The organism is Nonomuraea sp. NPDC003560, from assembly GCF_042878785.1.
Taxonomy (GTDB): domain Bacteria; phylum Actinomycetota; class Actinomycetes; order Streptosporangiales; family Streptosporangiaceae; genus Nonomuraea.
The window spans coordinates 19,367-30,709 of sequence record NZ_JBIAOF010000006.1 but is presented as its reverse complement, the minus strand read 5'-3'; the positions used below and the strand labels follow the sequence as shown (position 1 = coordinate 30,709).

Annotated in this window: 8 protein-coding genes; 2 read left to right on the top strand and 6 right to left on the bottom strand. The window is 73.8% G+C overall.

Going from position 1 to position 11,343, the window contains the following annotated elements; translation table 11 throughout:
• Positions 1 to 6: 6 nt before the first annotated feature.
• The 5 genes from ACFYUV_RS23745 to ACFYUV_RS23725 form a co-directional block, all read right to left on the bottom strand.
• On the bottom strand, positions 7 to 903 hold the full coding sequence (locus ACFYUV_RS23745; RefSeq protein ID WP_387671343.1) for a hypothetical protein: 897 nt from the start codon (positions 901 to 903) through the stop codon (positions 7 to 9).
• Positions 904 to 936: 33 nt separating this feature from the next.
• Positions 937 to 1,842, bottom strand: a complete 906-nt coding sequence (locus tag ACFYUV_RS23740) for a hypothetical protein (RefSeq protein ID WP_387671341.1) — start codon at positions 1,840 to 1,842, stop codon at positions 937 to 939.
• A complete protein-coding gene (locus tag ACFYUV_RS23735; RefSeq protein WP_189651648.1) occupies positions 1,839 to 2,162 on the bottom strand; it encodes a PadR family transcriptional regulator in 324 nt (107 codons plus the stop codon). Before ACFYUV_RS23735 ends, ACFYUV_RS23740 begins: the two co-directional genes overlap by 4 nt.
• Positions 2,163 to 2,237: 75 nt before the next feature.
• The gene (locus ACFYUV_RS23730) at positions 2,238 to 4,766 is read right to left on the bottom strand and encodes a glycoside hydrolase family 9 protein (protein WP_387671339.1); all 2,529 of its coding nucleotides are present in this window, start codon (positions 4,764 to 4,766) and stop codon (positions 2,238 to 2,240) included.
• 255 nt (positions 4,767 to 5,021) lie between these two features.
• Positions 5,022 to 8,393 (bottom strand): ATP-binding protein, encoded by a 3,372-nt coding sequence (locus tag ACFYUV_RS23725; protein WP_387671337.1) that lies wholly within the window; start codon positions 8,391 to 8,393, stop codon positions 5,022 to 5,024.
• A 167-nt stretch (positions 8,394 to 8,560) separates the two neighbouring features.
• Here ACFYUV_RS23725 and ACFYUV_RS23720 point away from each other — a divergent pair, with 167 nt between their 5' ends.
• Entirely contained in the window at positions 8,561 to 9,055 is a 495-nt protein-coding gene (locus ACFYUV_RS23720) for a hypothetical protein (protein WP_387671335.1), read from the top strand.
• Between the two features lie 85 nt (positions 9,056 to 9,140).
• Positions 9,141 to 10,346 (top strand): PucR family transcriptional regulator, encoded by a 1,206-nt coding sequence (locus ACFYUV_RS23715; RefSeq protein WP_387671333.1) that lies wholly within the window; start codon positions 9,141 to 9,143, stop codon positions 10,344 to 10,346.
• A gap of 51 nt (positions 10,347 to 10,397) precedes the next feature.
• On the opposite strand, the gene ACFYUV_RS23710 is transcribed toward ACFYUV_RS23715, so the two are convergent.
• Positions 10,398 to 11,252: an SGNH/GDSL hydrolase family protein gene (locus ACFYUV_RS23710; protein WP_358291787.1), complete on the bottom strand. Its 855-nt coding sequence runs from the start codon at positions 11,250 to 11,252 to the stop codon at positions 10,398 to 10,400.
• Positions 11,253 to 11,343: the final 91 nt, after the last annotated feature.

Genomic DNA, 11,343 nt, shown 5'->3' with positions numbered 1-11,343 from the left:
AGGACGTCAGAACGCGAACCGGTCGTTGATCTTCCGCTGGACGGCGGTCTCCTTCGGCGTGTAGGCCGCGTAGAAGTCCTTGCCGCACTCCAGGTCGTCCAGCGCCGCCTTGACCTCCTGGACGAGGTACGGCCGGGCGGCGTCGGGGGTGAGGTCCGGAATGTGGAACTGCTCGGTGTCCTTGGTCATCTTCGGGGCTTCGGGGAGGTTCTTCTGCTGCTGGCGGCCCAGCTTGTCCTGCCGGCGCATGAACTCCCGCTCCCCGCGCTGGTTGAGCGCCGACGGCTTGGCGTCGGCCACCGAGTAGCCCTTGCCCTTGAGGCAGGCGGCCATGGGGCCGGCCAGCTCGACCAGCTCGGGGTCACCGTCCAGTTCGGTGGCCTTCGCCCGCCTGTGGGCGATGGCCATCTGGGAGAAGTAGTCGATGTTCGACTTCAGGGTGAGGCCGAGGACCTGCTTGGCGGCCGTGACGACGCAGGCGTCCTTGGCCTTGTGGTAGGCGGTGAGCTGGGCGGTGGAGAGGTCTGCCTGGATCTTCATGTTGGGGTCCGGGTCGTTCTTGCCGCCGGGGCCTTCCAGCTCCCCGGGGTAGACCTGCAGGGCGAACACGCCGAATCCGTATTTGGCGCGATATTTCTTCATCGCCTGGTAGTCGCCGGAGGCGCGCTTGCGCTCGTCCTCGCTCTTGTCCTCGGGCTTCACGTACGGCATGTACGTGAAGCCCTTCTGCTTCATGCAGTCGGCCTTGGCCGCCTCGAACTGGTGCTTCCTGTCCTTGGCGGCGGCGGCCTGCGACGGCTGGGCGGTCTCGGCGCCGCCGGTCGGCTCGGCGGCGCCCCCGCAGCCGCAGAGCACGGCCGCCGAGAGCGACATGGCGATGGCCAGGCGGGATCTCTTGAGCATGGCGGAGACCATACTCCGTTCAACGAAGTATGGTCAATCCAGGCAATGCCGCCGCTGGCGGAAGGGCGCGAAGGCGGCCGCCACGACCAGCAGCGCGAGCACCCCCCAGTAGGCCAGGTGCTGCCGGGTCAGGGCGTCGGAGTGCAGCACCAGCTCGCCCGACGCCGTCGCCAGGTAGATCGCCGCCGCCAGCGTCCACCGGTGGTCGCGGGCCAGGTAGGCGCTCCCCGCCGCCAGCCCGAACGCCGCCGCCTCCACGACCAGCCCGCTCAGGCTGAGCGGGAACCTCGTGGAGTCCTCCATCCACTCGGGGCCCGCCCAGCTCGCCGCGACGACCGCCGCCCACCACCACCACGACCTCGTGCGCGGCGCCCGCCGCAGCACGAGCAGGCCGGCCAGCGCCACCGCGTAGGTGCCCGCCACCAGGTAGGGGGCGCTGTCCATGAACAACGGCCGGACCTGGAGGAACGTCGGATAGACCGGTAACAGCGTCGTGTCGAACGGCTGCCACCACCCGCCGGCCAGCGCCACCGCCTTGGCCCCGGTGAGCAGCGTCAGCGCCGCCGCCGTGCGCAGCCGTCCGCGAGCGGTCGCCAGCAGCGTGAGCGCCGACAGCAGCGTCCAGAGCGGCAGCGTGCCGGCGTAGGGCAGCAGCGCGGCCAGGTTCGCCGCCGCGATGGCGGTAACGGCGAGGTGCACGCCGTCCTGCCAGGGGCTGCCGCTCGCCAGGTGGACGATCCGGCTGCGCACCCCGCCCCTGAGCAGCCCCCACGCCTCGCGCGGCACCGGGACGCGCCGCCCCGGCGCGGCCGATTCGAGCAGCACGTCGAGCAGCTCGTCACCGTGGGCCGCGCGGTAGGTCCTGGGATAGGCGAGCAGGAGCCTGCGGTAACGCCGTTCGAGCGCGGACGCGGCTCGCGCGGACCCGACGGCCGTCATCCGGCCGACGGCCGCAGGACGAGCGAGGCGGCCGCCTGCATGCGTCTCGCCTCCGCCTCCACCAGCGCCTGGCCCTCGTCGGTGATCCGGAAGTAGCGCCGGTTGCGCCCGTTGACCGTCTCCTCGCGGTCGACGGTGATGACGCCGCGCTCGTTCAGGCGTTCCAGGATGCCGTAGAGCGTGCCGACGGAGGGCTGGACCCGGCCGCCGGACAGCTCCTTGACCGACTTGCTGATCGCGTGGCCGTGCAGCGGGCCGGCGCGCAGCGCGGCGAGCACGAAGTACATCGGCTCGCTGACTTCTGAGGTTCCCCTGGGCATGGGGGAGACAGTATTCCGTTCAACGGAGTGTGGGCAACGCGGGCGGACCCCCGCAAGGGCCGCCCGCGTCGCGCGTCACCGGCAGCGGTCGCCGTTGAGGCGGAAGACCTCCGGGGCCGGGTTGGGGCCCGAGGCGTGCGTGCCGACGAAGCCGAACGTCACTGACCCGCCGGGCCTGATCCGGCCGTTGTAGCCGAGGCTGCGCGCCGTCACCACCGCCCCGGACTGGGCGAACTCGGCCCCCCAGCCCTCCTTGATCCGCTGGCCGCCGGGGAACGACCAACTCAGGGTCCAGCCGTTCACGCTCTCCCGGCCGGTGTTCTCGATCACGAGCTGGCTGGTGAAGCCGCCGGGCCACGAGCCGTGCGCCGAGTAGCGCACCCGGCAGGCGGACCGCTCGCCCTTGTCCGCCAGGAACGCCGAGACCCACGCCAGCGGCGAGTTCCAGTTGATGGTCAGCTCGTTGGTGGACCAGGACTCGATGTCGTCGACGTAGCAGAACTGCGGCTTGCAGCCGCGCAGCAGCCGCTGGGCGACCGGGTCCTGGATGGCGGAGTTGGGGCCGCCGGCCAGCGAGCCGCGCGGCGGGTGGGGCAGCGCGTGGTCGAGCTGGTGGGCGTACCAGCGGCTGTGCTGGTTCTGGGCGGAGACCTCGCCGTAGCCGGTGACGTAGGAGATGTTGAGCGCGTTGCGGCCGAGCAGGTAGTCCATGCCCTCCCGGACGGCGGCCCGGTACTTCTCCTCGCCGGTCAGGTCGTAGGCGGTGGCTATGACGACCAGGTTGTTGAGGACCAGGTTGTTGGAGCCCCAGTCGAAGTCCGCCGGCGCGTACGGCAGCCCGTACGGGTGCGCCCGCTGCACCGCCAGGTACTTGTCGGCCCCCTCGACGACCGACTGCCGCACCTTGTCCCGGCCCGGCAGCGCGTTGGGCACGGTCGCCAGGCCCAGCCGGCCGAGCTGGGCGGTGTGGCCCCAGTCGAAGCCGCGCTCGCGCCAGATGTCGCCGGTGTGGTGCGGCGAGGCCAGCACGAAGTCCGCGAACTCCTTCTCGCCCGTCGTGAGGTAGAGCTCGGCCGCCGCCCAGTAGAACTCGTCGGTCACGTCGGCGTCGTCGTAGGCGCCGCCGCCCACGCCGTCGGCGGGGCTGGCGTACCGGGCCGGGTTCGCCTTCGCCGCCGTCCACGCCTTGCGCGCCGCCTTGAGGTTCCGCGCCGCGAACGCCGCGTCGTAGGGCGCGAACAGCCGGGCCGCCTGCGCCGCCGTCGCGGCCAGGTTGAGCGTCGCGGCCGTGGACGGCGGGTGCAGCTCGCGCTTCTGCGGGTCGAGGTGCGGCAGCAGCGGCAGGCCGGTCCAGTTCTGGTCGTGCACCTTGTGGTGGGCCATCCCCGCGTACGGTTTGCCGTCCGGCACCTGCATGCTCAGGATGAACTCCTGCTCCCAGCGGGCCTCGTCCAGCACGTCCGGGACGCCGTTGCTGCTCTCGGGGATCTTGAGCTGGCCGTCGGTGAAGGCGGCCCGGTCGCGCTCGTAGGCCGCCATCAGCTGGTGCACCGCGATGCCGCCGTTGACGACGTACTTGCCGTGGTCGCCGGCGTCGTACCAGCCGCCCTTGACGTTCAGGGTGTAGTCGCAGCCGCCCGCCTGGCAGGGCACGTCCGTGTCGCCCTGGTTGGGGGACGTGCCCGCGTGGCCGGCCGGGCGTCCGTAGCCGGGGCGCAGGCTGTCGAGGATCTCGATGCCGCTGCGCTGGGTGTAGTAGAACTTCAGCGCGTCCGTGGGGAGGGAGTCGTACACGTCCGCGCCGATGTCGAACGGCCTGCTGGTCTCGCCGTCGGCGGTCAGCGTGTAGCCCTGGCCGGGCTTGGCGTAGGCGCCGAAGTCGATGGTGTGCACGTTCTGGCCGGAGCTGGCGTCCATGCCCTTGGGGACGGTACGTCCGTTCGCGACCCTTTCCTGCGCGGCGTTCCGCAGCTCCCAGTCCAGAGGTGTGGTGGCCTCGGTGACCAGGGTGGCCTTCTTGGGGCCCGAGGGCAGGTAGCCGACCATGTTCACGCGGACGCGCGGGCCCGTGTCCGGCTCGTAGACCTCGGGCTCGGCGCCGCCCTTGAGCGACACGTCGTCCATGCAGAACCTCCAGGGCTCGGCGCTGCCGCCCAGCTGGAACGCCACCTGGGCGTTCGGCAGCGAGACCGGGGCGGTGAAGGTGTAGGAGTAGTCGTTGCCCGAGACGCTCAGCTCCGGGGCGGCCGACAGGTACTGCGTCCACGGGTCCACGGGGAGCTGGATCAGGGCCTTGCCGACCTTGGCGGGGGTGGCGGAGGCCGAGAACCTGTAGGCGTAGGTGTCGCCGGCGACCAGCGGGACGCCGTCCTGGCCGATGATGACGTCCCAGGGGTTGGCGGTGCCGCCGGGGACGTCGGCGCACAGCCTGCCGCCGTCGATGGTCAGGGTGGTGTTGCCGGTGCTCCACCAGGGGGCGGTGCCGGCGTCGAAGGTGCCGTTCACGATCTGCTCGGGTCCCTCGTCGGCGGCGCGGGCGGACGCGGCGGGGGACAGGGCGACCATGGTGAGGAGGGCCAGCAGCGCGGCCCGGCATCGGGTCATGGAGGTCCTTCGGGGGGTTGGGAGCGCTCCCAGTGGAGCGAACCCGATCCTCCTTGCCCACCGCCGCCCCGTCAACGGCTGCACCCGATCAGCCCCGAAGACCCTGAAACTTTCACGGCCGGGGCCGCTTCACCTGCCGGGGGATCGTGACAGCCCTGCCTGCTACGGGCCGGGGGATCATGGCGGCCTGGCCTGTCACGGGCCGGGGATCCTGACGGCCCTGCCTCACGGGCCGGATCGTGACAACCCCGCCTGTCACGAGCCGGGGGAGCGTGACAGGCCGGATGTCAGGTGGTGGAGGAGGTCGGTGGCCCTGCGGTGGTCGTAGGCGGTGGCCAGGCGGTCGGCGGCGGCCACCGCCTGTTCGGCGGCCCGGACGGCGGCCCGTCTCCTGCCCGCGGCGGCCAGCGTCAGGGCGCGCGCCCACCCGATCCTGGCCGCGGCGCCGGGGTTGCGGGCCAGGTAGCGGGTCAGGTGGGCGTGGAGGCGGCGGGCGGTCGCGCGGTCCACGTGGTCGCGTACGTGCCACAGCAGCTCCGCCAGCCCCGACCAGCACTCCAGCATGCCGGGCTGCGCCGACGGCAACCCGTCCGCCAGCGCGAGCGCCCGAACCAGCGCCCCCCGCACCTCAGCGACGGCAACCGCCACCAGAACCTCCGAGGCCGCCCCACCCTCCGGAACCTGCGCGGCCGTCGCCCCTTCCGGTGCCGCCGCGCTCACCGGGGCCGCTGCGGTCGTCGCCGGCTGGTGGGGAGGGGTGGTGAGGCGGGTGGTGGCGGTCAGGAGGCGTAGGGACTGGATGGTGTGCAGGGACGGGCTGTCATGGAGGCCGAGCCGGGCGGCGAGGGCGCGCCGCCGTTCCACGGACGCGCGGGCCGCCGCCAGCACCTCCGCGATCCGCTCGGCGGGCACGTCGTCGAGCCGCAGCAGCGCCTCCGCGCGGCCCGCCAGGCACCAGTGGCGGCCGATGTCGTCCCCGCCGACGCGTCCGACCGACAGCTCCTCGGTCTCGGCGAACAGCTCCGCCGCCTCGGCGAACTTCCCCTCCCACAGGGCGGTCTCGGCCAGCATGCCCGCGCAGTTCTCCGCCATCCGGGGGTCCAGCGTCCTGGCCCGTCCCTCGGCGAACGAGCGGCGGGCCGCCCCGAACGCGCCCGAGTGGAGCTGGTCCAGCCCGCGCGCGAGTCGTGCCCGGCTGGCCGCCTCAGTCGGGTGCGGGACGCCGTCCAGTGCCCGGTCGGCGAGTCCGCCGTAGCGGGCGGCGAGTCCGTGGCGGCCCGCAATCCGGGCGATCGTCGCGAAGTTCGCGTACGCCTCGGCCCGCAGGGCGGGGTCCGGCGCGCGTTCGGCGGCGTTGAGCTGGCGGAGCGAGGCCACCAGCATCGTCGGCAGGTCCTGCTGGTGGTAGGCGAGCCGGGCCAGCAACGTGAGCGCCTGGGCGGCCTCCGCGCCGGCCGCGTCCGTCCGCCGCGGCGGCGCCAGGCGATGGACGACCTGCCGCACGGCGGCAGCCGGCACACCCACGACGGCCCCGGCCGGGCCGGTGGGGAGTGGTTCGCCGAGGGTGGTCAGTGCCGTTCTGGCGAGGTGGGCCGCCTCCCCCTCCCGGGCCAGCTGGTACGCGCTGACCCCCGCCATCCGCGACCACCGCGCCCGCAGGCACGGCACGTCCACGCCGCTCTCCAGCCGCCGCCCCACGACGGCCGCCGACTCCTCGTACAGGCGTAACCGCAGGCACAACGTCCAGTAGTGGTCGAGGAAGGCGGGGTCGCCCGAGGCGGCCCAGGCCGTCCTGATGTTGTCCAGGTCGGCGCCGAGCACCCGGACGGCCTCGGTGTCCGACGCGTCCTGCAGCGCCGTGGCGTGCCGGTCGAGCAGGCGGGCGAAGCAGGCGGCGTGCCGCCTCCGCACCGCGTCGCGGGTGGCCGGGTCCTCGGCCAGGCGGGCGGCGGCGAACTGCTGGACGAGCGGGTGGACCGCGTACCGTCCGGCCGGGGTGAGGTGCAGCATGCTCTGGTCGACCAGGCGGACCAGCACCCGCGGGGTCGTGCCGGCGACCTCCAGCGCGTGCGGCAGCGTGCAGCCGCCGCCGAACACCGACAGCGCCGCCAGCGCCGCCCGCTCCGGCGGCCCGAGCAGGCTCCAGGACGTCTCGAAGACCGTCCTCATGCACGCGTGCCGCGGACGGACGGCGGGACCGCCGGCCGTGAGGAGCTCCAGGTCCACGCCGAGCCGCCGGGCCAGCTCCGCGCACGGGACGGCGCGCAGCAGCCCGGCCGCCAGCTCGATGGCCAGAGGGAAGCCACAGGTGGCGGCGCAGATCGCGGCCACCATGGCGGCTTCGGCGTCGGGGTCGAAGGACGGCTGCGCCTGCACCGCCCTGGCCGCGAACAGCGCCTCGGCGGCCGGCCCCGGCAGCCCCGCCACCTCGACGGCCACCTGGCCGGGCAGGTCGGGACGCCGCCGGCTGGTCGCCAGGACCCGTACGCCGGGCGCGGCGCGCAGGATCTCGCCCACGACCGCATCGAAGCCGGGAAGGTGCTCCAGGTTGTCCAGGACGAGCAGGAGCCGGCGTCCGGCGAGGGCGGACAGCAGGAGGTCGAGGGCGGGACGCGGCGGCGAGAGGTCCACGCCGAGGCGGCGGGCCAGCGTGGTGACGGCGGCCTCGGGACGTACGCCCACGAACGAGACGAACGCCACCTCCCGGCCATCGCGAACGGCGGCGGCCGCGACGGCCAGCCGGGTCTTGCCGACCCCTCCGGGCCCGACCAGCGTCACCAGCCGCCGCCCCGCCACCAGCGCGCGCACCCGCCGGACCTCGTCCGCGCGCCCGACCAGCTCGGAACCGGGAACGGGCAGGGCCGCCCGCCCCGCCCCGGCCGTCGCGGCGGTGGTGCGGGGCAGGGCCGCTCGCCCGGCCTCGGCCGTCGCGGCGGCGGCGCGGCGGGGGAGCAGGTCGCGGCGCAGGGCCTGGGTCTCCGGGGCGGGGGCGACGCCCAGTTCGGCGGCCAGGCGGTGGCGCAGGTCGTCGTAGCAGGCCAGCGCCGCCGCCCGGTTCCCCGCCCCGGCCAGGGACGCCATCAGCAGCCGGTGCGCCTCCTCGTCGAACGGGTCCAGCGCCGCCACGATCCGCGCCAGCCGCACCACCTGCGCGGAACCGTCGGCCCCGGCCTGGGTGAGCAGGTCGCGCAGCAGCGCGCGCACCCGGTCGCGCTCCTCCGCCAGCCAGCCCGCGAAGGCGGGGGCCTCGACGCAGACGCCGTCCAGGAACTCCCCGCGCCACAGGCGCAGCGCCTGCTGGACCGTCGAGGCCGCCATGAGCTGCCGGTGGTCCACGAAGCAGCCGTCCCGGTCGCCGAGGAAGCGCACGTGGTCGCGGGTGATGTCGAGCCAGCCGCCCACCTCCCTGCGCAGCTCCGACAGCGCCAGCCGCAGGCTGCCGCGCGCGTTGGCGTCCGGGCGCTCGCCCCACAGCAGCGCGGCCAGCTCCGACCGCGACCGCGGCCCGGTCGTGGTGGCGAGGTAGCACAGCAGCGCCCTGGACTTGGCCGCACGCAGGCCCACCGGCGCGCCCCCGACGGCCAGGTCGGGCGGCCCGAGCAGCAGCAGGGTCAGCGACTCTCCCATGGCGGACGACAGTAGGCGCGGCCGCCTGGACAGACCGCGCCAAAAGCCACAGACAGCGCGTGTTCCGCGCCACTGACCTGTGCTCTCACGATGTGCTCACGACGCCGTCCGCACTCTGGGACCGGCTTCGCGAGAGCCGCGAGGCACGGACCGAAGGACACGACAGCATGCACGCTCACCGACTGATCGCCACGCTCGCCCTGGCCGCCGGCGTCGCCGCCCCCACGGCCCTGACCGCGGGCCCGGCCGCCGCCACGACCGCCGCCACCACCGCTTCCTGCGTCATCACCCTGTACGACATCGACGCCAACAACGTGGCCGAACGCGACGGCAAGGACGAGCTCCGCTTCAAGGTCGACGGGAACCTGTTCCCCAAGTTCAGCGCGAACTACTTCTCGATGAAGACCGGCGGCGACGGCGACCCGGCCGACTTCGAGTACCCGTCCACGCTCCTGGTGGGCAGCGAGGACGTCAAGTTCGACCTGCGCGAGGTCACCCCGCCGATCGTGGGCGAGGGCGACAGCCTGGGCAAGGCCACCGCGCACGGCTCGGTCTGCGCGGGCCTGGCCGTCGGCGCGGACACGACCGAGACCACCATCGTCGAGGGCACCGACGAGACGGACTACACCTACACCGTCCGGCTCAAGCTGACCAGGCAGTGACCCCAGGTGGCCTGACCTGCGCAGGGCCCCGCCGCACGCCGGCGGGGCCTTCACTGACGCCGGATGTTCTGGGAGGGTTTCGAACGTGGTCCCTGCCCTCACCCTGGCCGGGTGCGTCGCGCACGAGTTGCTCGAACGCCAGACCGCCAAGCTGGCCAGGCAGCTCGTCCGCGGCTTCGCCGAGGAGATCCCGCTCTACCGGCGGCTGCCGAGGGAGGAGCTCGACGGCGAGATCACCGTCATCACCGAGCACAACCTGCGGCTGATCGCCCGCATGTTCCGCGACCGCCGCCCGCCCACCAGGGCCGAGCTGGCCCCGCTGCGCTCGTCGGCGGCCCGCCGGGCCCAGGAGGGCGTGCCGCTGGAGGCCCTGCTGGCCGCCTACCACCTGGGCGCGCGCAAGGTGTGGGAGCACCTGTTCGCCGCGGCCACGCCCGCCGACTTCGAGGACGTGCTGGCGGCCAACCGCCTGATCCTGCTCTACACGGAGTCGGTGACGGCCGCCGTGTGCACCGCGTACCTGGAGGAGCGCGAGGGGATGCTCAGCCACGAGCAGCACGCGCTGCACGCCGCCGTGTCCGCGCTGCTGGGCGGCGACCGGGCGGCCCTGGCCGGGGTCCGGCTGGCCCCGCGCTACCTGGTGCTGGCGCTCGCCGTGGGCCGGCATCCCGACGAGGAGAGCGACGAGCCGGGCGGGTCGATCGCGGGCCGCCGCAAGCTCCACCGGATCAGGACGGCGCTCCAGCGGGGCGCGGCCGAGCCGGTGCTGTCGGTGCTGGACACGACGGGCGGCCTGGTGTTCGTGCCCATCACCGGCGAGGACCCCGACTGGTACGAGGTCGGCGAGACGGCCGCCGCGATGGCCAAGGCGGCCGGGGTGCCGGTGTGGGCGGCGGCCGAGATCGCCGCGCCGCCCGGGGTGCCGGAGGCGGTCAAGCTGGCCGAGGAGGTCCTGGAGGTGGTGCGGGTCTTCGAGCAGCCGCCGGGCGCCTACCGGCTGGCCGACGTGCTGCTGGAGTACCAGCTCACCCGGCCGAGCCAGGCCACCGCCGTGCTTGCCGGGCTGCTCGACCCGCTGCTCGACAACCCCGACCTGCTCAGGACGCTCACGGTCTACCTGGACACCGGCCTCGACCGCCGCCGTACGGCCGAGCTGCTGCACGTGCACCCCAACACGGTCGACTACCGCCTGCGCAGGGCCGTCAGCCTGACCGGCCTCGACCCCGTGGACCCGGCACACCTGCAACGCATCGGCGCCGCGCTGGCCGCCAGACGCCAGCACCGCAAGTGAACGGGAGCCGCCCCCGGGCGGGGACGGCTCCCGTCGCGCGATTCGGCGCGTTCAGACTCCGGACACCGCGGCGGTCACCACGGTGGCGAAGTTCCGCATCCCGAGACCGTTGGGGTGGAACGGGGCGGCGGGCGAGGCCGGCACGTACGGCTCGATCCAGCGCACGCCGGGGGCCTTGCACGGGTCGTGGCCCACGCTCGGCGTCTGCAGGTCGACGAACGACACGCCCGCGGCGGCGGCCTGCTCGGCCAGCATCTGGTTGAAGTACTGGAGCGTGGCGCGGATGTAGTTGGCGTCGGCCTTGATGATCGGGACGGTCGGGTAGCAGCCGTTCGGCGGCGCGTAGGTGGCGTAGCCGACCATGAAGATCCGGGCACGCGGGGCGCGGGCGCGGATGTCGGTCACCAGCGTGGTCAGCTTGGGCCGCAGGGCGTCGGTCTTGACCCGCCAGGAGTCCTGGCCGTTGACGACGTAGTCGTCGTTGCAGGCGTCGCCGATGGGCGGGGGCAGCAGGTTGAGGCAGTCCTCGATGAAGCCGGTCAGGCCGACGTCGTTGGCGCCGATCTGCACCGTGACCAGGGTGGTGTCCGAGCTGAGCGCGTCGAGCTGGGGCGCGACGCTGCCGAGGTCGGTGCCCTGGGAGTTGTACATGTCGCGGGTCTTGGCGCCGGAGCAGGTGACGTCCCTGAAGGTGGCGGCGCCGATGGCCTGGGCGGTCAGATGGGCGTAGTTGTGGTCGGAACGCCAGCACCCGAGGTCGGGCACGACCTGGTTGGGCACCAGGGGACCCGACGCGGCGGAGTCGCCGAGCGCCACGTACACCTCGCCCTGGGCGGCGTGTGCGGGCGGCACGACGCCGAGCGCCAGGGCGGTCGCGGAGAGCAGGACGAGCAACCGTCGGACCATGGAGGACTCCTTCGGCGGAGGTGGGGGGTGCGATGGCCGTGCCGGTCAGCGGCTCCGGTGACGGAGGCCGGGCCGGTCAGCGGCCCCGGTG